The sequence below is a fragment of the Symmachiella macrocystis genome (assembly GCF_007860075.1).
Taxonomy (GTDB): domain Bacteria; phylum Planctomycetota; class Planctomycetia; order Planctomycetales; family Planctomycetaceae; genus Symmachiella; species Symmachiella macrocystis.
In genome coordinates, this window is record NZ_SJPP01000001.1 from 2,582,236 (window position 1) to 2,608,921 (window position 26,686).

The window sequence follows — 26,686 nt, forward strand, 5'->3', positions numbered from 1 at the left end:
AATTAGACGCATGGTTTTTCTCAATCGCATTTACACCCGCAGCGGCGACGGCGGCGAAACTGGACTGGGGGATGGACGCCGAGTCCCCAAAACCGATGCGCGGATTGCCGCCTATGGCGGGGTCGATGAACTCAACACGCTGCTGGGAGTGACCGCCGCCAACGTCGAACTTCCGCCGGCGTTTGCGGCGCGGATCGCGACCATTCAAAACGACCTGTTCGATCTCGGGGCCGATTTGTGTGTGCCCGAAACGGATACGCCTGCCGAACATCCTCCGCTGCGTGTGACGGCAAAACAGGTGGCGCAATTGGAAACCTGGATCGACGAATCCAACGCCTCGCTGGAACCACTGACCAGTTTCGTTCTCCCTGGCGGATCCCCGGCAGCGGCGCATTTGCATAATGCCCGCGCTGTTTGCCGCCGCGTCGAAATCGGCGTCTGTCATTTAGCCGCAGCGGAGGTGATCAACGAGCATACGCTCGCCTACCTCAACCGACTCTCCGACTTGCTGTTTGTTTGGGCCCGGTATTGCAATGACGCCGGCAACAATGACGTTCTGTGGGTCCCCGGCGGCGAGCGGTAGTCCATGTCTTTTCTTGAGCAACTCTCCAGGAGCAAACCGTGCATCGACTGCGCTATCTTCTTTGTTTGACATTCGTTTTGATCTCAGCGAAAGCCAATGCGGACGATAACCCGCAGCTGTGGATTCTCTCAGGCCAATCCAATGCGTGCGGACGGGCGAAACTACCCGGACCGGCTGCGGATGAACGGGTGACCATGTTTGACCCCAAGACTGGCGAATTTGTTGTTGCCCAAGATCCACTGCCCGGTATGGGAACGACCGGAACGGGACCGTGGGTCGCCACCGCACAGGCTGTCGCGCCGCTTGCGGGGGACATTACGATGTTAGGATATGCCAACGGCGGCAAACCGATTTTGTTTTGGCATCCCGGCAAGCCGGGGTATGTCGGCTTGATGCCCCGCATCAAACGCGCCGGCCAAGGCGCGGGCGTGTTTCTGTGGTACCAGGGCGAAAACAATTCCGCTCCCGGAACGTCAGGGGCTGATTACGTAACAGAATTGCAGGAACACATCGCCCGCGTGCGAAAGGCGGCGGACAATCCGGAAATGCTGGTCGTCGTCGTGCAACTCGGTCCCGCCACGACACCGGGAAACAGCGGATTTATGACGCTCCGTGAAGCACAGCGACAATACGTGGCCGGCGACTCGCGGGCAATACTCGTCCCCGCGCTGGGCCGCACGCTCATGGATACAGTGCATTTGAACAATGCCGGCTACCGCGAATTGGGCGCCGAAATCGGCCGCGCGCTGTTGCGTCACCGCTTTGGAAAAACCGACATCGCTTGGCCCGGTCCCGTCTTGGATGCTGCGGTTATCGATGAAGATCGCAAATCGATTGTGGCGCACTTTGCCGAAGTCGATGAACTAGCCGGTTGCGACGCAGCCGATTTTGCGTTGATCGACGAGGAAGGCACGATTCGTTGCACGATGGCGACGCCGGGCAAGACAACCGTCACACTGGTCCCCGAACGAATCGTGCGACTGCCGGCACGGTTGATCTACGGCTTCGGCCAGAATCCCAAAGCGAGTTTGGTTGACGAAGCAGGCAATCGCGCCCCAGCCGTTCAGATCCCGGTCGCGACCGGTGATGCCCTCAAAGATGCCCCCACAGCTGCGGCCAACGGGGCCGGAAAATGAACACGTCACAGAGTTGAGCTTGACGCTGCGAGTGAACGACTGTATTAATTGAATAATACAATTCATTCAGTCGGTGTTCATTCGCTCTGAGGCCCTGTGCCGTTATGCAGCTGCACATTTCACCACAAGACGGAGTGCCGATCTATTTGCAGATCGTCAACCAAATCAAGTTCCTCGTCGCTTCCGGTAGGCTGAAATCGGGTGAGGAATTGCCCTCGATCCGCGCGCTGGCCGAACAGTTGTTGGTGAATCCCAATACGGTGGCTCGTGCCTATCGGGAACTGGAAGCCGCTGGGGTTGTTGTTAAGCGGCGGACGGCGGGTACGTTCGTCGCCGATGCCCAGTCCCCGCTCGCGCTCCGCGAACGTCGCCGCTTGCTAAATGAACGTCTCGACGCCCTGCTCGTCGAAGGTCGGCAGTTGGGCTTCTCCGCAGACGAAATCGTGAACATGCTGGGCGATCGCCAGCGCGCATTTCAATCCGCTCTCGAGGAGACATAACCCATGCAATCGCCGCTCAACGACGAAACCGATTGTGTTGTCGACATCCGCAACCTCGTGCGACAATTCGGTCACGTCAAAGCACTGGATGGCGTTTCGCTTCAAGTCCCTCGCGGGGCGGTGTATGGCATCGTGGGAGTCAACGGTGCCGGTAAGACAACGCTGCTCAAACATGTGCTGGGCCTGCTCAAACCGCAACGAGGTACGGTGACTATCTTAGGCCGCGATCCGGTTCGTGATCCTGTTGGGGTACTGGCACGATTAGGATATCTGTCGGAACAGCACGAGATGCCCGATTGGATGCGGATTGGCGAACTGTTGGCGTACACCGGTTCGTTTTATCCAACCTGGAGCAATGCTTACGTCACGGAGTTGGTGCAGTCGTTCCAATTAAGTCGCGACGCCAAGGTCCAGACATTATCCAAAGGGCAACGCGCCCGCGTGGGGCTGGTGCTGGCGCTCGCGCATCGGCCAGAGATTCTGGTTTTGGACGAACCGTCGTCCGGTTTGGATCCCATCGTCCGCCGTGACATTCTGGCAGCGATCATCCGCACGATTTCCGAGGAGGGACGGACGGTAATTTTTTCATCGCACCTACTCGACGAAGTCGAACGGGTTGCCGATCACATCGCCATGCTGCACCAGGGACGGTTGTTGTACAGTGGGACTTTCGACGAAATGCGAGCAAAGTTTCGCCGTGTGACGGTCCGCTTTCAGGGACCGCAGGACGTCCCACCCGTGTTGCCAGACGCCATCGGATGGGCGGGGGGCGGCTATGAATGGACGGCGATTTACCGCGGGCAAGGAGACGAACTCCAGGCAGCCGCCACCATGGCCGGCGGTGAGATCGTTGAGGAGAAGCAACTGTCGCTGGATGAAATCTTTGTGGCGCACGCCGGCAGCGAGCCACCGTTGGCAACCATTCGGGAGGCGACTTAAATGGTGTCCTCGCCCACAGGAGCCTTTGCTTGGCAGTTTTGGCGGCATTACCCACTTGTCACCACCGGCGGCAGCATCTATTTGATTGCGCTTTCCATTGCGCATTTGGTGATAGCCGGGGAGACGTGGCACCCGGCGATAGCGGCGATTACTCTTGGCCCGCTGTTGCTGGTGTTGTTGTATCTATTGCTGGTGTTTTCTTATAGCGATCGCGCCGACGTGTTCGTCAAGGAATCCGCCTTTCCAACCTACTTGTTCACGCTCCCAGTCTCATCCCGGGCGTTGGCTGGTTGGCCAATGGTTTTGGGGGGCTTGACCCTGGCCGCTTTTTGGCTGACAACATCCGGGCTTGTGTTGCCGCAGACTCTCTCTGCAATTGGAATTGCGCCGGCCATGCGCGTGACCGATTGGATTGCGTGGTCGGTTTTGATTGCCTTGATGCTGGCTGCCATGCTTGCCTGGTTGCAGGCCGTTTTGTGGACTACGTTTCCGCTGGTCTTGATGCGGGTATTGGCGGCAATCGCGGTGCTTGCCGGCATTCCCACTGGCGTCGCGCTCGCAGCTCAAGGGAGTGTGCCGCTCTGGATGACGGCGGTCGTCTTGGGCGGGAGCTTGCCCTTGGCGTATATGGTCGCCGTGATCTCCGTGGGCCGTTCACGGCGGGGCGATGTCCTGCATTGGCGCACTGCGACTTTGCGGACAGGCATCTCGACTGTGAAGAAGCCCCATCAGTATCGACAGTTTTCATCACCATACGCTGCACAACGTTGGCTGGAATGGCGGCGGTCTGGGCGGTTAGTGGTGTATGTGACATTGGGAAGCGTGTTTGTTTTGTCCTTGATGTCCGTATTGGACATTGGCCGTGGCAGTTTTTTGTTGCTGATCTTGTTGGTCCCTCCCTACATCGCATGTATCGCCGGTATGTCACTGGGCAGCGTGGCATTGCGGCGGGAACAGGTCGAAATGTCGCCGTTCCTTGCCGCGCGACCACTCAGTTCGGCGGGATTTGTGGGGGCCAAGATGCAAGCGGCCCTGGTTTCTTGTTCCGCGTCATGTGGCATTGCGGTGCTCGGAATTGTTGTCACGATCTTGATCCGCGGGCCGCAGACACGAGGGCTGACTAATTGGCAGGAGTTGACCGATGCATTTTCTCCGCTACAGATCGTCGCGCTAGCGGGATTTGCCGTCACGGGTTATCTGGGACTGACGTGGTTGCTGTCCGTGCAAGCCTTGTTTGTCAAACTGTGCGGACGACGGTGGCTGGAAGGGGTGATGGGCATCCTGGTCGGCGGCGGTTTTTTAGGCGGCATCTATGCCGCTTTACATTATTCCTCCGTGAATTGGCCACCGGAGATTCCCACCTTCTGGAGTAATGCCGGTTGGATTGTGGTCAGTCTGGTAACGATCAAACTGACGGCAGCTCTGTTCGTAGTGCGGGGGATTTTAAAAAGTCGCTTGTTGTCCGCAGCCGTGCTGCAAAGGTGGGTTTGGGTTTGGTTGGCGATTTGGGCCGTGGTAGTGGCGTTTCTCTATTGGATTTTGCCAGTCAAGATCGTGACGGGTGTTGAAATCATGTTGGCAACGACACTGCTGCTACCGATCAACCGCTTGCTTCTCGCGGTGCCGGCTTTGTCTTGGAACCGACACCGTTAACGCCTCGATTTCACCAAATTTGGCAAGCGATTGCTGTGACTATGAGCACCGGGGAAGTGGCTGTGGGGCGGGTGTTGAAAACTCACGGTGATTGTCGGCAATCGTCGATGTGCGAGGTGACCAAGGGGCAACCTGCCGCGCCCCACTTGTGCCGTCTGACTAGAGTTGCCGGGCCGCGATGAATGTAACGCTTTACTGAATAGTGAGTTACGCGCGATTTCTTTGCGTCATCCTGAGGATGTTACGGGATATCACCGGCCAGTCATGCTGCTTCCTTGTCGATGATTTCCGGCACCAGTATAATCTCACCCTGCCGCCGGAACCCTGAGACGGCGGATTACGGGCACCGGTTTTGCACAGCTGCGGTGATGATCGCCCTGGGTGTGTGACGAATCGGAAACGCCGTGACTGCGGTGAAGTCGCGGATCATTAAAAAGCGCCCGCGATTCTCGGAATAAGACGAGGGCCGGACGGCCAGCGATCTTCCCCAATGATGATTTCTCGGTCCTTGTGCAAAGCGTGCAATGGGTCGAGCGCGCAAAATCTCCCTCTTGGATGGGGGAGAATAATGATATGGAAGTGTCTTGAATTTTTTACGCTGAGACTCAGCTGTGCGGGTACTGGTCCATGAGAATGGCTGGATCCTCAGCGAGGCTCGTCGCCGGGCGGACTGACCGCTGCGGTTGCGGTGAGACGTCGCAAATTCGCGCATGACGCGCCGGTTGGTTTCAGCAATTCAACGGAAATAGAGTTCTATCAGAAAGAGAGGCCGTCGTGGCTGCAGTAAAAGTTGGAATTAACGGTTTTGGTCGGATCGGGCGGATTGTGTTTCGCGAGTTGGCTTCACGACCCGAGGAATTCGACGTCGTCGCGATTAACGATTTGGGCGATCCGCAGAAGTTGGCATGGTTGCTGAAATACGACAGCGTCCAAGGCCGATTCCCCGGCACTGTTGAGTGCGAGGGGCAGTCGCTGATCGTCAACGGCAAGAAAGTGCTGATTTGCAGCGAACGGGATCCGCGGAATTTGCCGTGGAAAAAAGAAGGTGTCGAAGTCGCATTGGAATCGACCGGATTTTTCACAAATCGCCAAACGGCGGAAAAACCGGGTTTCGATAGCCATCTGGAAGCCGGTGCCCGCAAGGTGATCATTTCCGCGCCGTGCAAAGACGCACCGGATTTGACCTGTGTGCTTGGTGTGAACGATGATCAACTTTCGTCGGAACACGACTGCGTCTCGAACGCCAGTTGCACGACGAACTGTTTGGCCCCGATGGTGAAGGTGCTGCACGAAAACTTCGGTGTTTCCGAAGGGCTGATGACGACCGTGCACGCTTATACCAACGACCAACGCGTTTCGGATCAGTTGCACGCCGACCCGTTGCGGGCACGTGCGGCGGCGATCAACATCATTCCCACCACCACCGGCGCCGCCAAAGCGGTAGGCATTGTACTGCCGGCGATGAAGGGCAAATTGACTGGCCTGAGCCTGCGGGTGCCTGTGCCGGCCGGTAGTGTGACCGACTTGGTCGCCACGTTGGACAAAAAGGCCTCCAAAGAGGACATCAACGCGGCCATGAAAGCAGCCGCCGAAGGACCGCTGAAAGGGATCATGGAATACAATACCGATCCCATCGTCTCCAGCGACATCGTCGGCAATCGTCACAGCAGCATTTTCGATGCGAGCTGGACGACCGAACTGGGCGGGAACATGGTCAAAGTCCTGTCTTGGTACGACAACGAGACCGGCTATTCCTGCAGGACCTCGGACCTGATTGCCAGAATTGCGAAACTGTAGTCGAAACGTCCGCGGCTGCGATTTGCTGCGGGTTTCGCCAAATTCCTTGCGGCACGGAGGATGAGACGCAAAACTCCTCTGTGTCGCAAGTCTTTTTATATACTGTGGTTACGCAAATATCCCATCAGTCGGCGGGTGCGAATCGGTGATTTCGCTGGACGTCAGGCGTGACAACGGTCAGAATACCCGATTCTGAAGTCCTGCTGGTCGGTGCGGTTGGTCCGCGTTCAAGTAGCGGAAAATCGCGACAGCATTTTCATTACATTTCTGGAGGCAGACTCTCTCCTGGGTTACAAGTTTCTGGCTAGGAGAGACACTATCCGTCACGCCGTAGACACGTTGCGGGAAGATGCCGACAAAACGGGAACTTCTGGGTGTCCATGCGGCGGCAAATGACTTGAGTCGCATCCAACTCGAAACCTCCTGTTGTTGAGGACCGGTTTGCACCGTCTGTGCCCGACCGCGTAATTGCCCCAGAATCCGCTCTGACCCGATTGCTTGACGCAGAGCTTGATGATCCCTCGGTTTGATCGAATAATTGATTTATTGATATGACTCGCAGAACCACCTTTCTTAACTTGCTCAAGAGCGCCCCACTGATTGCGCCGTCGATGTTGAAATGTGACTTCGGCAACCTTCACCGAGAGGTGGAGCTGTTGGAATCGGCGGATGTTCCTTTGTTGCATTTGGATGTGATGGATGGGCATTTCGTTCCCAACCTGTCTTATGGCCCGATGGTGATACAGCGGCTGCGTGAATTGACTGAGTTGCCATTCGATGCCCATTTAATGATTTCCGAGCCGGAGCGGTATTTGGATGACTATGTCGCGGCCGGCTGCGACTCCATCACAATTCATATTGAAGCGGTTCCGGAACCGCTTCCGTTGTTGAAGCGGATTCGGGATGCGGGCGTCGCTGCCGGTTTGGCGCTGAATCCGGGTACGCCGGTGGAAAAAATTGCACCCGCGCTGGAGTCCTGTGACTTAGTGCTGGTGATGAGCGTGGAACCTGGGTTTGGCGGCCAAAAATTCATGCCGTCGGCGCTGGATAAATTGCGGGAACTGTCATCGATGATTTCCACCGAGACGTTTTTGTCGGTGGATGGAGGAATCGGCCCGGATACGATTGGATCGACCGCCCAGGCGGGGGCCAAACTCTTTGTTGCGGGTAGTTCGATTTTTGATGCCAGTGATTATCGCGAAGCCGCGACTCAACTTTTTGATGCTGCGTCACAAGCCGCATCACCGTCCCTTTGAGGAGTGAAACGTTCGTTCCATGTCAAAATCCCAAGCCGTGCTGATTCGTCCCGGCTGTACTGATTTCGACCAGCAAAATCGTATTCAAGGCACATTGAATATTCCCCTCAATCAACAGGGTCAAGTTCAAGTGAGTCGGCTTGCCGACGACTTGCGAGATATCTCGTTGAAGCGAATATATTCTGCGCCGTGTGAACCTGCGCGCGAAACCGCCGAGAGCCTCAGCGCAGATTTGGGCGTGCCGGTTAAGGAACTGGACAGCCTTGCGAATTTGAATCAAGGCTTGTGGCAGGGCATGGTTGTCGACGATATTCGCCGCAAGCATCCCAAAGTCTTCAAACAATGGCAGGAATCCCCTGAGACGATCTGTCCGCCCGAGGGTGAAGAGGTCACCGATGCCATGGTCCGTGTGGGCAAAGCGATTGACAAAATTCTCAAGCGCGACGTCAATTTTGCTATCATTGCCCCGGAACCGTTGGCATCGATGATTCGTTGGCATGTGTGCGGCGGTAAACTCCATACCGTCGAGCCAAGTGACAGTTGTCGAGACGATTGCCATTGGGAGATATTAGAGACGAATGGAAAATCGGAAGCACCGGTCGAGAGTGGCCCGGGAACACCGGCCAAGCCCGCGCGTGCGAAGTCAAGCAATTGATAGTTGGACCGGCCTTCTGATAAGTATTCTCAGAGGGCGTTTTTGTCCGTTTTGAATAGAGCATGGATCACATGAACGACGATCACGCAAACATCGTCGCAGCGAGGAAACGCAAACCGATGAGTTCCGTCCCCGAACCGGATGAAACCGGCCGGAACGGACATTCCCACCGCCCAAAGCGGGGAGTGCCCGAAGGGCTGTGGTTACAGTGTGAAGGTTGCAGCGCTACCGTGTATCGCAAAACCGTCGATAGCCGGATGGGCGTCTGCCCGGAATGCGACTATCATTTTTACGTACCGACCGCAGAGCGAATTCGCCAACTGTTGGACGAAGGAAGCTTTGAAGAATGGTTCGCCAACCTGCAGCCGATGGACCCGCTGGGTTTTGCGGACCGCAAACCATATGCGGAACGACTGAAGGCCGAGCAGGCCCGTACCGGCTTGTCGGAAGCCTGTATCGTCGGGCGGGGTTACATGCGTGGCCGACCGTTGGCATTGGGCATCACCGATTCGGCGTTCATCATGGGAAGCATGGGCTCTGTCGTTGGCGAGAAATTGACCCGGACCATCGAGTTGGCGACCGAACGCAATCTGTCGCTGGTCATTGTCAGTGGCTCTGGCGGCGGCGCGCGGATGCATGAGGGGATCTTATCGTTAATGCAAATGGGTAAAGTCTCGGCTGCGCTGGCGCGATTTCACGAAGCGGGGGGACTGTTTATTTCCGTGATGACCAATCCCACGATGGGTGGCGTGGCGGCCAGTTTCGCATCGTTGGGGGATGTCAATTTTGCCGAACCAAAAGCATTGATTGGTTTCGCCGGCCCCCGGGTCGTGGAGGCCACAGTCAAAGTCCCGCTGCCCACGGGATTTCAAACCAGCGAGTTCATGTTGGAGCATGGTTTTGTTGACCGTATCGTGGCCCGTGCGGATTTGCGCAGTGAGATCACCCGCGTCATTGACTATTGCGGGAAATGAGGCTTGCCGCTTTGAGGTAGCAGGCTTGAGGGCAGATTTGCCTTCCCGGTCTCCCTATCCGAGGTAGCCGCGCCCTCTGGGCAGCGGTATACTGGAGAGTCCGGATTCCACGCATCACGGCTTTGCAAACATCCCCGGTCGTTGCCTTTGTTGAAACGAGCCACGCAACATGCTGCTCATCAAAAAAATCCTTGTTCCGTTGATTAAACGGGCACGATTGAAGAAGGTCAATATTGACGCACGCTTCATCAAGGAACGTAAGCTCGGACAAGGGAGCATGTCGGAGGTTTGGCGGGTTAAGGACAAATTGAGCGGCCGCGTGGTGGCGTTGAAAATTTTGGACTTAGAAAAAACAGCGCGACTGGAAGCGCGGTTTGAAGGGTTGGCCAAGCCCTGCGAAGGGGAAGTCGCTATAAAATTGCGACACCCGCACATCGTTCGAACTTTGGAACACGGCATCACGACCAACAACGAACAGTATTTGGTTATGGAATACGTCAATGGCGTGAGCCTGACGTTGCCTGTTGCTCTGCAGAACGAATTGATGCAATCGCACCGTTTGACATTCATTGTCGAAATCGGGGAAGGGTTGGACTATTTTCACAAACAAGGTTGGATCCACCGCGATTTGTGTCCCCGCAACATACTGGTTGACCGGCAGAATTCCATCAAACTGATCGACTTCGGCCTCGTGGTACCCAACACGCCACCGTTTCGTGCTCCCGGTAATCGCACCGGTACCGCTAGTTATATGGCGCCGGAATTGATCAAACGGATGCCCACCGACCAACGGATCGACGTCTACTCATATGCCGTTACCTGCTATGAAATGTATACGAAACAGTTACCGCATGGCGTGGATCCCACATTGACGCTGGATATGATCGTGCAGCACATCAATCAGTCACCGACCGACATTCGTGAGTTGGTGCCCGATATTGACGACCAAGTGGCCTCGACAATCATGACGGGACTGGCGGCGAAACCGGAAGATCGCTGGGATTCAGTGGGAGCGATGTTACACCGACTTCGTGGAGCCAAGGAACGCTTGGAACCCGAATCCGAGTATGAATACGTCGACGACGAAGAGGCAGGCGATGACGACGAATATGAATACGAGTATGAAGACGACGATGGGGAATGGGAGTACGAAGACGAGTAATACCGGCCGAGCATTGATTGTGGTGCCGGCGCCCCCAAACCAATAAAGTCGCCGACTGGAACTTCCCAACGTCAACGGATTGCCTCTCCCCCCTGTCTCCTTATGCATTCTCTCGCGAACTTGAACCCCGCCCAGCGGGAAGCGGTGACCACGCTTTCCGGTCCGCTGCTTGTACTGGCCGGCGCCGGAACCGGAAAAACCCGCGTCATCACGCATCGCATGGTGCAGTTGATACGCAAGGGAACGCCGCCCAAACAAATTCTTTCGGTGACGTTTACCAACAAAGCTGCGCGGGAAATGCTGGCCCGGACCAAAATTCTGCTAGGTGGCAAGGTCCGGCAGCAACCGGTGATCTCCACGTTTCACTCGTTGTGCGTGCGGATTCTCCGCGAAGAAATCGAGGCGTTGGGCTATCCCAAGACGTTTACGATTTTTGATCGCAGCGATCAGGAATCGGCGGCGCGTTCGGCGTTGCGTCATATTCGCGTTGGCGATCAAGCACTCAAACCGGGCGACTTGATATCACAAATTAGCCAATGGAAATCGGCGGGGGTCGCTGCCGATGATGCCGGCGAAGTTGCGGAAAACGATAAGGAATTCCTAGCGGCGATGGCTTTTCGCCGCTATCAGCAAAATCTCCGCGCTGCTGGCGGGGTAGATTTTGATGACCTGCTGCTATTGACGCGTCAATTGTTTCGCGAACACCCCGAGACCTTAAAGCGGCAGCGTGAGCGGTTTACGCAAGTGCAGATCGACGAGTATCAGGATACGAACGGCATTCAATTCGATTTGGTCGAAGCACTGGTCCGCGAACATCGTAATTTGTGTGTGGTGGGGGACGACGACCAATCGATTTATGGTTGGCGGGGAGCCGAAGTAAAACATATTCTCGGTTTTCACCACACGTTTCCCGGCGCCAAGGTGATTCGGCTGGAGGACAACTATCGTTGTACGGACAAAATCATCGTGCTGGCCAATGAGTTGGTCCAGCACAATCGCGGCCGACACAAAAAAACGCTGGTAGCACACAAGCAATCGCCGCATCCGGTGCGATTTCAGAAGTATGATTCCGAGGTGGGTGAAGCCGAGCAGACCGTCCAGGAGATTCAATACATCATCAACGAGATGAACGTCCCGGCGGGGGACTTTGCGATATTGTTTCGCACCAACGAACAACCGCGGCTGTTCGAAACTGAATTGCGGCGACGGCAAATGCCTTATTTGCTGTTGGGAACGCAATCGTTTTTTGATCGCCGCGAGATTCGCGATTTGTTGTCCTATCTAAAAGTCCTTTCGCAACCGACCGACGAAATCTCATTGCGGCGAATCATCAACACCCCGACGCGGGGCATCGGCGCCGGGACCGTCGAAAAATTGGTCGCCCGCGCCGTGAAAGCCGGTAGCAGCCTGTGGGATGTGCTTCCCGCTGCCGATTCAGCGGGAGAGTTACCGCACAAGGCAGCGCAGGCCATTGATGCGTTTCGCGGCTTGATGGAACGCAATCGTCGTCGCTTTCAGTCCAACGCACATGGCCTGGGAGAATGCGTGCGGCAACTGATCGATGACATCGACTATGAACGAGAAATCGAACGACTGTATAAAGAACCGACGCAACGGTCGATGCGGATGGCCATGCTTGAGGAGTTGGTCGAAGCGGTTGAACAGTACGAAGGACAAGCGGACAAGCCCACGCTGCAGGAGTTTCTCGAAGAGACGGCGCTCAATGGGCGTGATGTGGAGAGTGACAAAGAGTCGCAAGTTTCTAAAGACGCCGTCAAGCTGATGACGTTGCACAGCGCCAAGGGATTGGAGTTTCCCCGCGTGTATCTGGTCGGTTTAGAAGAAGGGATTTTGCCGCACAAACGGTCGGTGGAGGGGACCGAAGCCAACATCGAAGAAGAGCGGCGTTTGGCATACGTGGGCATCACCCGCGCCTGCGATCACCTCACCCTCAGCCGCGCCGCCCGCCGTACGAAATGGGGCAAACCCCGGACGACATTACCGTCGCGGTTTTTGTTCGAGATGTTCGGCGAAAAACCGCCGGCTGCGGTTGTGGATGCGGACGACGATGAGTGAATCACGGTTGGTGACTTCTCAGGCTCCGGCTCTGCTGGGGGGCGAGCGCGACTGGTCTGTAACTCTTCTAGCCTGCTGTGGCTGTGGGAGACCTACGGTCGGGCGAAGTGCGGGGTCGGGAGACCCGCGCACGATATGCTATGTTTCAATCTCAAAGCCGTGTCGTTTGTCGCGGCTGACAAGGCTTTGCGCTTGTTTGTCGTTGAGGACTTGTTCGGCTTGCGGGTCCCACGCGATTTTGCGTCCCAGCCGGGCGACGATTCCCGCGAGATGGCAGGTTGTTAGGCCGCTGTGATGGCTGAAGACATCGGAGACGGGTTGTTTGCGATCGGCGACCGCTTCAAAGAAGTTGCGGAAGTGGTCGGTCAGCGGGCGGCCTTTGTAGACCTGTTCCAGTGCGTCGTCGGGTAGCGGATTGGTGGCGAGTTCCTCGACCGGTTTGCCGGCCAGCCGGCCGCGGTTGATGAAAATGCGTCCTTCGGTTCCTTCGAACAAGATACCGTTGTCCAAGTCGTGGCGGATGGTCAACTGCATGCCATCGGCGTAAGCGGCATTGATCAAAAACTCTGTGGCGGTGTTGTACTGATTGTCTGCTGTGGGATATCCATCTTTGAATGGCACGGGATGTTTGACCATTACCGGATCAATGGAGATGGGACCCGTGTCGGTTTTGTCCATGGCCCAGGTAGCGATGTCGACGTGGTGCGCGCCCCAGTCGGTCAGTTTGCCACCGGAATACTCGTACCACCAACGAAATTCGTAATGGGACCGCGACCAGCTTTGGGTTTCGCCATTGGGGCCAGCCAAACTGCGGTAGGCGACTTCTGGAGCAGGGCCGAGCCATTGGTTCCAGTCGAGCTGTTTCGGCGCATCGACTGCGGGAATTTCCGGGCTAGTGGGGCCGCCGCCGATGCTGCAGGTGACCTGTTTGAGTTTTCCGATCCGTCCATCGCGAATGATGGCGATGGCTTTGAGGAACTTTTCGTCGCTGCGTTGTTGTGTGCCGACTTGCACGATTTGGCCTGTGCGACGACAGACGTCGCACATTTGCCGGCCTTCGTCGATGGTCAGTGTCATCGGCTTTTCGCAATAGACGTCCTTGCCGGAGAGCATGGCTTCGATGGCGATTTTTGCGTGCCAGTGATCGGGCGTGGAGATATGGACAATGTCGATATCGTCGCGATCAATAATCGCCCGGTAATCGGCGACGCTGTCCGGGGCAGCGCCGTTCCACTGCTTGACGAGCCCCGCTGCGCGTTCGCGGCGGTCGGCGTCGGCATCGCAGACGGCGACGACATCGCCATACTTGGGAAACTGTTTGCCCGAGCCGTACGTGCCATTCAGTCCGGTGGCGCGGTGGTCCCAACGGCTTCCGGTGCCGACCGCAGCGATTCGCGGTCGCTCGTTAGCGCTTTCGAAACCCGACGCGCGGCCGGCAAGTCCCGTCCAGACGGCGATGCCCGCCCAGGCAGAGGCGTGTTGCAGGAATCGGCGACGGTTGAGGCGAGTATGGGGCATGGGGATCGGTCCCTCTAGGTCATCAGTCAGCGCTAATGGAATTAGTGAAGGTTTGCATGCTCAAGTGGCCGCGTTCATAAACTCCGACCAACGATTGTCGTCGACAAAACCGTAGTGGCCGGCACCATCCCAAACATGAGTTTTGCAGTCTGGCAACTGTTTTGCAAGATGCAGCGGCATCTTGACATCCAGTATGTCATCAGCGTCGCCGTAGAATAGCTCGACGCGTTGCTGCACCTCTTCCGGTTTAAAACCCCAGTCCCACAGCGCCATGATCATCTCGTACATGCCCTCGCCCCCTTGCTGGAGTCCCGCGGCAAAAGACGCTTCAAACATTTCGCGTTGCGCAGGGTTGCGCAAAAAAGTTTCGGCATCCGAAGAATCCTCATGCGCAGTGGCCTCGACAAAACTCGGAATGTCTTTCAGTGCGTTCTTGGCTGCGAAGTTCGACGCCCACTTGATGAGGAAATGCAGGTGATGCAATTTGGCGATGAGTTTCAAGTCCTTGTTGATCATCAACTTGCCCATCCCCGGTTCGTCGAGAGGAGCGACGGGTGAGGCGAGCACGACTTTTGTCACTCGTTCTTTGAGCCGGAAAGCGACAGCGAGTGCATGGGGGGACCCGCCCGAATGGCCCGCTACGGCAAACCGGTCCAAGTTGAGGAAGTCTGCCAATTCCTCCATGTCCTGGCCCCAATCGACCATTTTTCGAGATTTTTGTGGCGAAGATCCTCCCACACCCGGTTGATCCGCCGCAATCACACGCACGCCGAGCGATCTAGTCAATGCTTCGTCGGGATTGCGGATCAACCGGGAATCGGACAAGCCATGATTGAAGATCACCGTAGCCCCTTGGGGATCTCCATAGTCCTCATAAGCCAAGGTGCGACCATCGCTGAGGATTAGCTTTTGCATCAGATGTCCTACTCGAGGGTTTTCCTTCTGCCACAAAATGGGTGGAATCGGTCGGGCGATTCTCCGGTGCAGAGAGCGCCGATTACCCAGCACAATCAATGCGGTGACAATAACCGCAGCGACATCGTTGTGAACTGAATATCGAGAGTCTCAAAATCCCGCGTTCCTGGAACTCAGTCAATCGTCGGCCAATTTCAGGCCACTTCCCCTTGTTTTCTTCGGAGTAATTGCCGGTTATAGAATGCGATGGTTTCCTTGCGGCGCAACATTCCTAACAGTTTGCCCGGTTCGTCGGCGTCGAAGACGGGGAGTTCGTCGAGATTCACCGAAGTAAAACGTTGCAAGGCGGTGTTCAGATCGTCGTTCGGATTCACGCTGACGATTTTAGTCGTCATGATATCCTCAGCGATTGCCAGGTTCCAAATGGTCTCGTCGTAGAGATACGTCCGCACATCGCGGGCGGAGAAAATGCCCACGACGCGGTCTTGTTTATTGACGACGGGAAAGTACGACTCGTGCGTTTCGGCCAGCAGGTGCACGATTTGGTCAAGGGTCATGGATTCGGGCACACAGGTCACTGGGCGTCCCGGGACGAACACATCGCTGACGTGAATGCCTTCGAGTACGTCGACAATAAAATCGCCGCGATGTGCGGGGGATTCCATTCGGCTGGGAGCCTGTTTTTGATACAGGGTCCAACGGCGGCAAAACAGAAAGCAGAGTGTAGAGACCCACATCGCCGGCAACAGCAATTGATAATTACCGGTCATCTCCGAGACCATGATGATTGTGGAAATCGGCGCATGTGCAGCCCCGGCAAAGAACCCGGCCATGCCCACGATCGTATATGCCTGCGGGTGGTGGACGATGTCGGGTGAATATTCATGAAAGAATTGTCCCACTGCCGATCCGATCGAACCGCCGATGACCATCGATGGACCAAAGACGCCCCCCGATCCGCCGGAGCTGATCGTGCAGGAGGTGGTCACGATTTTTCCGAAGGCGATCGCCAAAAGGAGCGGAATCGCCATTGTCGCCTGGGGCGCGACCGCGTGCTGAATGGCACCATAACCTGTGGAGAGCACTGCGAGTGCACGCACATCGCCGTCGAATCCGTAAAAGATTCCTAATCCAATGAGTCCGGCCAGCAAAGCTCCCAGCGCGGGGCGCAGCATTATCGGAATCGGCAGGCGATCGAAAATTGCATGGGCGCCGTAAAACACCTTGATGTATAAGACCGCGACAAAGGACAGAATGATCGCCAAGAGCGCATAGGGAATCAGTTCCAGCGTTGAACCGACTTCAAACTGCAGTTCTTTTCCAAACAACGGTGTGAAACGAAAATCGGGAGGTAGCGACAGGCTATAGACGCTATAGCCGATGATAGAGGAGATCGCCGCCGGAACGATGACGTCCGATTCGATTTCGGCATCTTTGTAGAGGATTTCTCCAGCGAACAGGGCTCCGGCCAGTGGAGCGCGGAAGATCGCACCGACACCGGCTCCCATGCCCGCCGCCACCATGATTCGCCGGTCGCGATCAGAAAGTTGTAATCGCGTGGCCAGATACGATCCGAAGCCCGCGCCGATTTGGGCAATCGGTCCCTCCCGCCCGCCTGACCCACCCGTCCCCAACGTGACGGCTGACGCGATGGTTTTGATGAAAGGGACGCGGGTCCGAATAACCCCCCGTTTTTCGTGGAACGCTTCGATCACCCCATCGGTCCCGTGCCCGGCGGCCTCTGGAGCAAATTTGAACACCAGCCAGCCGGAGACAAGTCCCCCACCGGCCATCACTAGAAGAAGATGCCAAGGTGAAAAAACCGTGTGGCTATGTGGTAAAAAAGAGTATTCACCGACCGGTTCTAGCGGCATGTAGCCGGCAACACCGTTGAGAGCCAGGGAGAGCACCAACTGGCTGAGGAACTGAAAAGCAATCGCTCCCAAACCGGCGACAATGCCAATCAGGCCCGAGAGAAAAAACCATTTTCCTGTCGACTTGAGGTCAAAGGCCTTGAGGAGATTGTCAAACCGTCGTACGAATTCCATGGACAAAATAACCGACAGGGTGGTGCGAGTGAAAATGCGCGGGTGAGAGAGCCGAATCGGCATTCTAGGTGATTCTCTCGCGCTTATCCATTGCACGGCAGAACACCCCTAAACCGGGTTTCCCACCGATACCGTCGCCGTCAATCTCCCGAGCCGCTATGTCCGTTTCCTTCGCCGCGATATTCCTTGCGCAAGCGCTCCGCCTTGCGTTCTAGGGCCACTTGCTGGATTTGCATTTCGGCCAGAGCGGATTGTGTGTGCGTGCGAATCGCCCACCAGTCCCCCATAGCCAACAACAGGACCCAAATCACCAACAGCAAGAGGAGGGCAAGCCAAATCATGAATGTGAGGAGATCTTTTCGATTGGCGACCAGCATGTCGCCGACCAGCATGACCAAGCCAATTAACGTCAATATCCCCGAAGTTTGTATTCGTCGGCGATGTTGCCGACGAAAAAACTCTAAATCCTTGTCCGAAAGGTTTGGTTCCGCTTGCTGGCGGATCCAGACCACGCCGTGGTGACGGATCAAAATCAGCCCCAGCGTGATCAATCCGCCTCCGGCGATCAAGATCGGAATGCCCACGGGGATGACTTTCTGACGGCCAAAAAGAGGGAATGACGTATTTCGACGCCGATCTTACCCGGTCAACCTCCAGGCAGGCAACCCTCGTCACACGCAGCAACGAGGGGGCCTTCCGCATTACATTTCACCAGTCTGCGATTTGACGTGCTGGTCTACGTCTTGGCAGTGCAACTGTCCAGTGTTGACATCGTACATTGCACCGACCACCGCCGCCTGACCGTTGCGGACTTGCTCACTGATGGCCGGACTACGCTGTAAGATCGCTTCTACGGAGTGTTGCACATTCCGATGGCTGACTTGATTCACGAATGCGATCTTGTCTTCGTCGGTCGCTTGTTCTGCATTGAAATGGGACAGGCCGTCGATGGAAGGCGACACCTCGTCGACAATATACTTGAGATGACTACAGCCAGCGTCATTGAAAGATCGGCCGCAGATAGCATCCACTGTCGCAGTGACCGCCCCGCAATTGGTGTGCCCCATCACCAACACCAACGGAGCACGCGCGATGACACACCCATATTCAATGCTCGCCAAGACTTCGGGGCTGATGACGTTGCCAGCCACGCGTACGACAAACACATCTCCTACGCCGACGTCGAAAATCATCTCCACCGGTGCACGGGAATCCATGCAACTCACAACGACCGCCAATGGGTGCTGAGCGGTGGCCGTCGCATTGATCTGGCGAATGGTATGCCGCGTTAAGGTGTTACCGGACCGGAACCGCTCGTTCCCGGCAACCAGCATTTCTAAGACCTGATCGGCGGTCAGGCGTTCCTGTAATTCGTGTGTGGAGTAGTCGATGTATTGAATTTCATCTTCAAGTTGATACCTGTTGCGGAATCCCAAGAGGCTAATACTGATCCCTCGTGCTGGTGCCGACTTATTTTTGAACTCGTGCAGCAAACCCAACACATCCGGATCGATGTAACTCGAATTGCGCGCGTCGATGAGTACGCTCCCTCCCTCCGGAACACCGTCGAGCGTCTGAACGATGGCAGCCCGGTTTAAGAAACTGACTTGATTTGACAGCTCGATCCGCAGCACTTCGCCGCCGACATGGTTTTCCACGACTCGATGCAACGGACGTTTTACGTTGCTGTACAAAATGAAACTCAGACTGACTCCTAAGCCGATGAGAATTCCCACGAGCAAGTCCGTGAATACGATGGCCAGCACCGTAATCAAAAACGGCGTGAACTGATATTTGCCTTCCTTGTACATCTGCTTGAACAGCGCCGGACTTGCCAGCTTGAACCCTGTGGCGAGCAGGATTGCTGCCAAGCAGGACAATGGGATTTGGTTCAAGACTTGTGGCGCCAAACTCACACTAGCCAGCAGCAGACAGCCGTGAATAATCGTCGAGAGTTTAGTTTTTCCACCGGTGTTGATATTCACCGAACTGCGGACAATGACCGAGGTCACGGGAATTCCCCCGATCAGACCGGTCACCATATTGCCCGCACCTTGGGCGATCAGTTCTCGGCTGGGTGGGGATTGTCTCTGTTGTGGATCGAGGCGATCGGTGGCTTCGAGGTTTAACACGGTTTCCAGCGAGGCGACGATCGCGATGGTGATCGCTGCCATGTAGACCTGTGGATTCAACCAGGCTGAGAAATCTGGATGTGTCAGGAAGCTGCGGAATTCGCTTAAGTTCTTGGCGACTGGAACCTGGACAAGATGCGATTTGCCAATAGCCCAACCAACTCCCCAATTTCCAAACAACACTCCGAGTCCAAGACCTAACAGCACAACGACTAACGGTGCTGGGACGGGCGAGTTTTTGAGGAATTTAATTCGGCTCCAAGCAACCAACAGGACGATGGAGAGTAACCCGATTGTCGCTGCACCAAGATGCCACTGACCTTGGAAAACCGAGAGCAGTTCGGTAAACGTATTCTGTTGGTCAGGTTGCGCGAACGACATCTCTCCTTCGAAATCGTCGTCGTGACCCACGACGTGAGGAATTTGCTTGAGGATCAAAATGATACCGATGGCTGTGAGCAACCCCTTGATCACGCTATTTGGCACAAACATCGCAATGAAACCGGCACGAGCAATGCCGGCTGCAATTTGCATCGCTCCGGCGATCATTACGGCCAAAAGAAAGACCTGGAACGATCCCAGTGCTGTGATTTGCGAGGAGACAATCGCTGTGAGGCCAGCGGCGGGACCGCTGACACTGGTGTGAGAGCGACTGAGAAGACCGACGACAATCCCGCCGACAATTCCGGAGAGTAGGCCGGAAAAAAGTGGGGCATCGGATGCCAACGCAATTCCCAAGCACAGTGGCACGGCGACGATAAACACGACCACACCCGCGGTGAGGTCGTTCACAAGAGTTCCGGACTTTTTAGGGAGTTGTTCCGTCATGAGTGGTATGTTCCATGAATCTCGGTGAAGAATTCGGCAATCATCTGTAAGCCTGTCAAGAACCCATTCCAGGCAGCCGAATTCCGTCCACGGGCCGAGACGAAATCGAGACGGTCCAGGGTTGATCTTAGCGTCTGATGAGTTTGGCTCAAATTGCAAGTCACGAAGCGCGGGCGCAATGTTTGCTGGGGTTGCAACGCAATTGTTGCCGCACTGGGTGAATCGCTGGAGACTGTGTTGTCGAGTCAGTTGGCGCGCAAGAAGACATCAACGATATGCGTGTTGTAAGCGCGCAGCCTAAATCCGTAATGGCGCGCTACAGCCATTGGAAAGCTGATGGCTATTAATTCCCGGGCGTCGTCCGGCATGTGATGCCGCCAAGCAGAGCCGTTTTGAGGTCTGTAGCGAACGCCTGACGGCATTACAGTGGCGGTTGTCCGCGCGGCGACGTGTTGCCGAATAAGCGAGCAATTCTTCAGCAGTCGCTTCCCCATCGTTTTGATAGGGGCATTCCCCTTCAGTCGTTTCCGCATTTGTTGCCGAAAATAGCTGAAAAAACGGAACGGTGAATAGCTGCGAAAAGGGTAAAAATGCGAATACACCAATACAGACCCAGACGGTCAGAAACCGCGGCAATGGTAGCCGTGTCGTGTTTCCCGCACTGCCGGACATTGAGAGCTGTTCCTCGCGCATCTAAAAATCGCCACCGTTTCCCATTAGAAAAAGGGAATCGGCTCCGTTAGCGAATATAGAGGAATTCGGGGAAGCTGTCAAAACAAAACCCTGTGGGAAAGATCGCCCAGGTCTATGTGCACTAAGTCGTTACGCCGGTTTGAACGAACAAGGCTCGTAGCACCGAAAACGCCTTATTGACACACTGATTCATTGATGAAAACGTATGTGTTGTCGCGCTCGCGTATCAATCGCACAGTGGCATACGGATCTTTATGTAGCCGTTCGAACGAATGGTACCACAGACCGTGAAGGCAGTTCTGAACAATTACAGAGAATAGCCGGTTAATGGTTAGCCTCTTTGCCAGCGTTGGACTGTGAACACTGCCGACCTGGGGTGCGGTCATTTCGTTCGCAACGCCAAGCTGATTAATTTGGCCTTCGGCGTACTGTCATCCTTTCTGTTGGTTTCTATGGGTTAGGGTGACAAGGCAGCTTCTCTGAAGGTCGTCCAGGGTAAATGACGAAGCCGCGCCACCTTGGAAGAGAGGGGGTGATTTCGAATTAACCCTGCATGAGTATTTCAATCGTCGAACTGACGATTTCACGAAAAACTCAGCACCGTTTGTCGCGTGAGTGTCCTAAGTTTGTTACAACGTCTTTCACCTTCACCGTCCAATTGGGGTGATCTCAAACTGCGAAACGACTGGATACTTTTTGGCTCGAAAAGGCGATGCAATGAGACTACTGGGGACTGGTCGTCAAATATGCTTGCACGTGCCCCTGTCTCTTTTTCTTGCGCTGGGCGGATGTGAGCCAGCGCAGACGGAGGTCAAGCCTGCGGCGCCGCCGGTGGTCCGAGTGAGCTCACCGCTCCAGCGGCAAGTGACCGACTACGAGATATTCACTGCGCGCACGGCTGCCGTGCAGTCGGTCGACATCAATCCCCGCGTTTCCGGCTATCTGACGAAGATCAATTTCAAGGATGGCGATGTCGTCAAAAAGGGAGACGTTCTCTTTGAGATCGACGATCGGACGTATGCGGCACAGCTCGCACAAGCTAAAGCCAGCGTGGAGTTTTCAAAGGCCAGCCTAATTGAAAGTCAGGCGGAATACGACATTGGTCTGACCGTCCAAAAGAAAAATAAAGGGGCGATCAGCGAACAGGAACTGACCCGCCGACTCGGTGCTCGCGATGAATCACAAGCGTCGGTCGACAAATCCAAAGCCGATCTTGCCTTGGCACAACTCTATTATGATTGGTGCAAGGTCACCTCTCCGATAGACGGGCGGTTGGGGCGGCACATGGTTGACGTTGGAAATCTGGTCACGGAAAACGTCACCACATTGGTCAACGTGGTTTCGATCAAGCCGATTTGGGCCTATTTTAACGTCGATCAAAACACTACCGAACGCTACGAGCAGTTGGTCACCGACGGCAAGCTAAAATCAGCCCGCTCCGGGGAAATTCCCGTACTAATGGCCATCGGGCCAGATACCGAATTTTCACTCGATGGCTTCGTCGATTTTATCGGTAATCAACTCGATGCCAGTACCGGATCGATTCAGTTGCGCGCCGTCTTTAAGAATGAGGATGCGCGACTCGTTTCCGGATTGTTCACACGGATTCGCATTCCCACGTCACCGCCTCATGAGGCGCTGCTTGTGACGGATGCGGCCATCGGCACGAACCAGGGTCAACGATACGTGCTCATTGTGAATGATAAGCAGGAAGTGGAATACCGCGTTGTCGATGTCGGGCAAATGCACAACGGATTGCGGGCGATCAAACCTTATAGGACCGTCTCCGATACCGGTCCCGATGGTCAGGTTGTCCAGAAGCAAGTGGAAGTTCTCAAACCCACGGATCGAGTCATTGTCGAAGGCTTGCTCCGCGCCAAGCCAGGTATCAAAGTGGATCCGAAAACTGTCGATATGCTGACCCTCTTACGCGCTCCACAAGCGGTTCCCAAAGCGGCGAAGGCGCAGCCGAGCGACAAATAACGGCCGATAGCAATTGGATGCAAGTTGAGTGATAGCGGGTTTTGGCGGCGTTGGTGCCCGCGTACAACCAACGGGACCGCCCACACAGAACCACGCAAACGTGCCGCCGGCACTCGAATTTCCACAAACTTCGTCCCTGCCGCTTTGCCGGGGTTTTATTAAATATGTCCCGTTTTTTTATTGACCGTCCCAACTTCGCCTGGGTGCTCTCGATTATCATCGTGATTGCCGGTGGAGTCTGCTATCAGACATTGCCCACGGCGCAATACCCGCCGATTGTCCCTCCCACCATTCAGGTGATTGCGGTTTATCCCGGCGGAAATGCGCAGACCGTCGCCGATTCGGTCGCCGAACCGATCGAAGCGCAGGTGAACGGTGTGGAAGGCATGATCTATATGTCCTCCACCTCCACCAATAACGGACAGTACAACCTGATTGTCAGCTTCGAGGTCGGAACCGACGTCAATACGGCGCTGATGCTCGTGCAAACGCGCGTTCAGTTGGCGCTGGCGCAATTGCCGGTCAGCGTGCAAGAGCAGGGGGTGAGCGTCAAGTTGAAATCGGCCAATATGTTGTTGGCGATCAATTTGATTTCTCCGGACAACCGCTACGATTCGCTATACCTTAGCAACTACGCCCAGATCAATGTCTTTGACCCGATCTCCCGTGTGCCGGGCGTCGGTATGGCGAAGTTTTTGGGGGAACGCTCCTATAGCATGCGGGCCTGGCTCGAACCGCAAAAACTCGCCGCACTCGATATGACCGCCGGCGATGTGGTCGATGCGATCCGCCAACAAAACGTCGATGTCGCCGCGGGAAATGTCGGTCAGGAGCCGGTTCCGCCCGGGCAGGAATTTCAATTGGTTCTCAACACCGTGGGCCGTTTGAGCACCGTGGAGCAGTTTGAAAAAATCGTCGTCAAAGTCGGCACCGGCGGTAAGTTGGTCTACTTGAGCGATGTCGCCCGCGTGGAATTGGGTTCACAAAATTCGGACCTCAGTTGCACGCTGACCGTCCGGAAAGATGAAAAACTGGTGCAGTATCCGTCGGTCGCCTTGGGTGTCTACACCACTCCCACAGCCAACGCGCTGGCCACCGGTGATGCCGTCAAAGCCAAGATGGAGGAATTGAAAGCGCAATTCCCGCAAGGCGTCGATTACGTCATTGCTTATGACACGACCCCCTTTATTCGTGATTCGGTCGATGATGTGATCAACACGATATATATCGCTGCCGGGTTGGTGATCGTGGTGATCCTGGTCTTCCTACAAGATTGGCGGGCCATGTTGCTGCCGATGATCGATATCGTTGTCGCGCTGATCGGCACCTTCATGGTCATGAAAATGCTGGGCTTCTCTTTAAACAATCTCTCGCTGTTCGGACTGGTGCTGGCCGTGGGGATTGTGGTGGACGACTCGATTGTTGTCGTCGAAAATATCGAACGGTGGATGGGAGAAGGCCTGCCGGCGCGGGAAGCGACGCTGAAGGCGATGGCAGAAATCACCGGCCCGGTGTTCGGCATCAGTTTGGTCTTGGCCTCGGTTTTCATCCCGACCGCCTTTGTCCCCGGACTCGTCGGCGAGTTTTATCGCCAATTCGCATTAACGATCGCTACTGCTGCGCTCTTCTCTGCGACCAATGCGCTCACCATGGCGCCGGCCCGTGCTGTCGCTTGGATCAAACCGCATGGCGGGGAAAACGCAGTTGAACGGGAAGCCTTGCCGCGTGCCGGGATTGCTGTCTTATTCGGCGTGTTGAGCTACTATCTCCTGCAAAGTTGGGCTGCTGATTTCGTGCCGCCGACCGACGACGAATTCACCCGCTGGGCGGTGCGTGCCGCGCTGTTTTTGCCCGGAGCAGTAGTCGGCTGGTTGATCGGCCCGTTGTTGAACCGCATTTTGTCGCTCATTTTTGGGGCGTTTAATAAAGTCTTTGACCTGTTCACAAATGGCTACACGCGGATCGTCGGGCTGTCGTTGCGGCTGTGCATTATCGTGCTCATCATCTATGCGGGGTTATTGGGGCTGACCGGTTATGGGCTCAAGACCGCGCCGAAAGGCTTTATCCCGGCGCAGGATCAGGGATACGTGCTGGTGAATGTCGTGCTGCCCGATTCCGCTTCGGTGCAGCGGACAGAAGCGACGATGAAAAAGCTGGAGGAAATTGCGCTGGACACGCCCGGCGTCGAATCGGCGATGTCAGTCTCCGGATTTTCTGTCGTCCTAGCGTGCGATGCCTCGAACTGGGGCACCATATTCGTGATTCTCGACGAGTTCAAAGATCGCACCACGCCCGACACGCAAGCGGTGGGAATCATCAAGGCCTTGAACGCGCGGTATCACAAAGAGGTCATCAATTGTGAGGCCAGGGTTCTCGGCGCTCCGCCGGTCCCGGGATTGGGCGGAGCAGGGGGGCTGCAGATTCAAATTGAAGACCGGACGGGACAGGGTTTGCAGGAGCTGCAAGATGTCACCGAATCGATCGTCTCGCAAGCCCATGCGCAGCCCGAAATCGGCATGATGCTCTCGACGTTCAAAGCCGACTCCCCGCAATTGGCCGTCGACATCGACCGCGAAGCAGTCATGCAAATGGGCGTGAAGCTGCAAGATGTGAATGAGACGCTCAGTGCGAACATGGGCTCGATGTACGTCAACCAATTCAATCGTTTCGGCCGCATTTGGCAGGTGAATGTCGAAGCCGAAGGAAAGTTTCGCACGAATCCCGAGAACCTCAAACTTCTACAGGTCCGCAATTCGCAAGATGAAATGGTTCCGTTGGGCGCATTGATCAACGTCCACTATGTGAATGGGCCGACGTTTGTGATGCGCTATAACGACGTCAATTCATCGTCCTTGATTTTCGGACCCGGACCCGGTGAGAGCGCCGGCCAAGCGATGGCCAAGATGGAGCAAATTTGTGCGCCCGACAATTTGCCCGGGGGCTTCGGCTATGCATGGACAGGAATCGCCTATCAAGCCGTGACGGCTTCCAGTACCGGTAGCCTGATTTTTGCGCTCTCGCTGGTGTTGGTGTATTTGGTACTGGTGGCGCTTTATGAAAGTTGGTCGTTGCCGGTGGGAATCGTGCTTGTTGTGCCGATGTGCTTGCTCAGTTCGGTGGCCGGACTGGTGTGGATTGCGCACAAACCGGTCGACATTTTTGCTCAGATCGGTTTCATCGTCTTGATTGCAATGGCCGCCAAGAATGCGATTCTGATTGTGGAATACGCCGTCGATCAGCGTGCCGAAGGTCTCAGTCGCCGTGAAGCGACGTTGCTAGCCTGCAAATTGCGGCTGCGGCCGATTCTGATGACGTCGTTCGCCTTCGTCTTCGGTGTGCTGCCTTTGATGATTGCGACGGGGGCCGGATGGGAAATGCGGCGCTCTTTGGGGACGGCGGTATTCAGCGGCATGATTGGCGTGACATTCTTCGGCGTCTTTTTAACACCGGTGTTTTATTACGTCATCAGTTGGTGTGCCGAACGAAAAGCCCCGCCGCCAACGAAATCCGCCGATAACGGTGCTCAACCGGACAGTCCGCCTCCCGCGTCGGATTCAGTCACTTAAGCGAGTTCGCATCGCAACCCGGCACGATGCCGTGACCGCCATAACAACGCTCCCCCGGGCCGCATTGATACCACGGCAAGCACAAGGGACGTATGAATCGCGGGCAAGGTTTGGGGCAATAGTCATCCACGCAGCCCGGTCTAGTGCAGGAAATGCAGGGTAGCGGCTTGCCACAATAGTCGTCGACACAACCGCTGCAATTCGGCGAAGTGCAGGGGAGCGGCTTGGAGCAATAGTCGTCGCAACAGCCGCTCATGGCGCCCTGGCAAGGT

General features: G+C 55.7%; 19 protein-coding genes. 13 read left to right on the forward strand and 6 right to left on the reverse strand.

The annotated features are described in order from the left end of the window. The first annotated feature begins 10 nt into the window (after positions 1 to 10). From CA54_RS09990 to CA54_RS10040, 11 genes are all read left to right on the forward strand, one after another. Positions 11 to 583 carry a cob(I)yrinic acid a,c-diamide adenosyltransferase gene (locus CA54_RS09990; RefSeq protein WP_146370631.1) on the forward strand — a complete coding sequence of 191 codons (573 nt, stop codon included), beginning with the start codon at positions 11 to 13 and terminating at the stop codon, positions 581 to 583. Between the two features lie 38 nt (positions 584 to 621). Continuing rightward, positions 622 to 1,719, forward strand: a complete 1,098-nt coding sequence (locus CA54_RS09995) for a sialate O-acetylesterase (protein ID WP_146370632.1) — start codon at positions 622 to 624, stop codon at positions 1,717 to 1,719. 104 nt (positions 1,720 to 1,823) lie between these two features. Then, entirely contained in the window at positions 1,824 to 2,219 is a 396-nt protein-coding gene (locus CA54_RS10000) for a GntR family transcriptional regulator (RefSeq protein WP_146370633.1), read from the forward strand. 3 nt (positions 2,220 to 2,222) lie between these two features. Then, the gene (locus tag CA54_RS10005; protein ID WP_146370634.1) at positions 2,223 to 3,158 is read left to right on the forward strand and encodes an ABC transporter ATP-binding protein; all 936 of its coding nucleotides are present in this window, start codon (positions 2,223 to 2,225) and stop codon (positions 3,156 to 3,158) included. After that, positions 3,159 to 4,811 carry a hypothetical protein gene (locus tag CA54_RS10010; RefSeq protein ID WP_146370635.1) on the forward strand — a complete coding sequence of 551 codons (1,653 nt, stop codon included), beginning with the start codon at positions 3,159 to 3,161 and terminating at the stop codon, positions 4,809 to 4,811. A gap of 774 nt (positions 4,812 to 5,585) precedes the next feature. Beyond that, positions 5,586 to 6,608, forward strand: a complete 1,023-nt coding sequence (gap, locus tag CA54_RS10015) for a type I glyceraldehyde-3-phosphate dehydrogenase (protein WP_146370636.1) — start codon at positions 5,586 to 5,588, stop codon at positions 6,606 to 6,608. 551 nt (positions 6,609 to 7,159) lie between these two features. After that, the gene (gene rpe / locus CA54_RS10020; protein WP_146370637.1) at positions 7,160 to 7,864 is read left to right on the forward strand and encodes a ribulose-phosphate 3-epimerase; all 705 of its coding nucleotides are present in this window, start codon (positions 7,160 to 7,162) and stop codon (positions 7,862 to 7,864) included. A 19-nt stretch (positions 7,865 to 7,883) separates the two neighbouring features. Further along, positions 7,884 to 8,519 carry a histidine phosphatase family protein gene (locus tag CA54_RS10025; protein ID WP_146370638.1) on the forward strand — a complete coding sequence of 212 codons (636 nt, stop codon included), beginning with the start codon at positions 7,884 to 7,886 and terminating at the stop codon, positions 8,517 to 8,519. A gap of 119 nt (positions 8,520 to 8,638) precedes the next feature. After that, positions 8,639 to 9,493: an acetyl-CoA carboxylase, carboxyltransferase subunit beta gene (gene accD, locus CA54_RS10030; protein WP_146372351.1), complete on the forward strand. Its 855-nt coding sequence runs from the start codon at positions 8,639 to 8,641 to the stop codon at positions 9,491 to 9,493. Between the two features lie 169 nt (positions 9,494 to 9,662). Next, positions 9,663 to 10,655 carry a serine/threonine protein kinase gene (locus tag CA54_RS10035; RefSeq protein WP_146370639.1) on the forward strand — a complete coding sequence of 331 codons (993 nt, stop codon included), beginning with the start codon at positions 9,663 to 9,665 and terminating at the stop codon, positions 10,653 to 10,655. Positions 10,656 to 10,757: 102 nt separating this feature from the next. Further along, positions 10,758 to 12,731, forward strand: a complete 1,974-nt coding sequence (locus CA54_RS10040) for an ATP-dependent helicase (protein ID WP_146370640.1) — start codon at positions 10,758 to 10,760, stop codon at positions 12,729 to 12,731. Between the two features lie 138 nt (positions 12,732 to 12,869). Here the strand turns inward: CA54_RS10040 and CA54_RS10045 are convergent, their stop codons facing one another. The 6 genes from CA54_RS10045 to CA54_RS10070 form a co-directional block, all read right to left on the reverse strand. Then, on the reverse strand, positions 12,870 to 14,249 hold the full coding sequence (locus CA54_RS10045; RefSeq protein ID WP_146370641.1) for a Gfo/Idh/MocA family protein: 1,380 nt from the start codon (positions 14,247 to 14,249) through the stop codon (positions 12,870 to 12,872). A gap of 60 nt (positions 14,250 to 14,309) precedes the next feature. Beyond that, positions 14,310 to 15,164, reverse strand: coding sequence for an alpha/beta fold hydrolase (locus CA54_RS10050; protein ID WP_146370642.1), 855 nt, complete (start codon positions 15,162 to 15,164; stop codon positions 14,310 to 14,312). Positions 15,165 to 15,358: 194 nt separating this feature from the next. Then, positions 15,359 to 17,212, reverse strand: a complete 1,854-nt coding sequence (locus CA54_RS10055; RefSeq protein ID WP_146370643.1) for a chloride channel protein — start codon at positions 17,210 to 17,212, stop codon at positions 15,359 to 15,361. 140 nt (positions 17,213 to 17,352) lie between these two features. Further along, the gene (locus CA54_RS10060; RefSeq protein ID WP_146370644.1) at positions 17,353 to 17,796 is read right to left on the reverse strand and encodes a hypothetical protein; all 444 of its coding nucleotides are present in this window, start codon (positions 17,794 to 17,796) and stop codon (positions 17,353 to 17,355) included. Between the two features lie 117 nt (positions 17,797 to 17,913). After that, positions 17,914 to 20,172 carry a bifunctional SulP family inorganic anion transporter/carbonic anhydrase gene (locus tag CA54_RS10065; protein WP_146370645.1) on the reverse strand — a complete coding sequence of 753 codons (2,259 nt, stop codon included), beginning with the start codon at positions 20,170 to 20,172 and terminating at the stop codon, positions 17,914 to 17,916. A 297-nt stretch (positions 20,173 to 20,469) separates the two neighbouring features. Beyond that, the gene (locus tag CA54_RS10070) at positions 20,470 to 20,844 is read right to left on the reverse strand and encodes a hypothetical protein (RefSeq protein WP_146370646.1); all 375 of its coding nucleotides are present in this window, start codon (positions 20,842 to 20,844) and stop codon (positions 20,470 to 20,472) included. Between the two features lie 861 nt (positions 20,845 to 21,705). On the opposite strand from CA54_RS10070, the gene CA54_RS10075 reads away from it, so the two are divergent. Then, the gene (locus CA54_RS10075; protein WP_197532346.1) at positions 21,706 to 22,848 is read left to right on the forward strand and encodes an efflux RND transporter periplasmic adaptor subunit; all 1,143 of its coding nucleotides are present in this window, start codon (positions 21,706 to 21,708) and stop codon (positions 22,846 to 22,848) included. Positions 22,849 to 23,012: 164 nt separating this feature from the next. Beyond that, complete coding sequence (locus CA54_RS10080) at positions 23,013 to 26,414, forward strand: efflux RND transporter permease subunit (RefSeq protein WP_146370648.1); 3,402 nt, start codon at positions 23,013 to 23,015, stop codon at positions 26,412 to 26,414. The last annotated feature ends 272 nt before the right edge of the window (positions 26,415 to 26,686 follow it).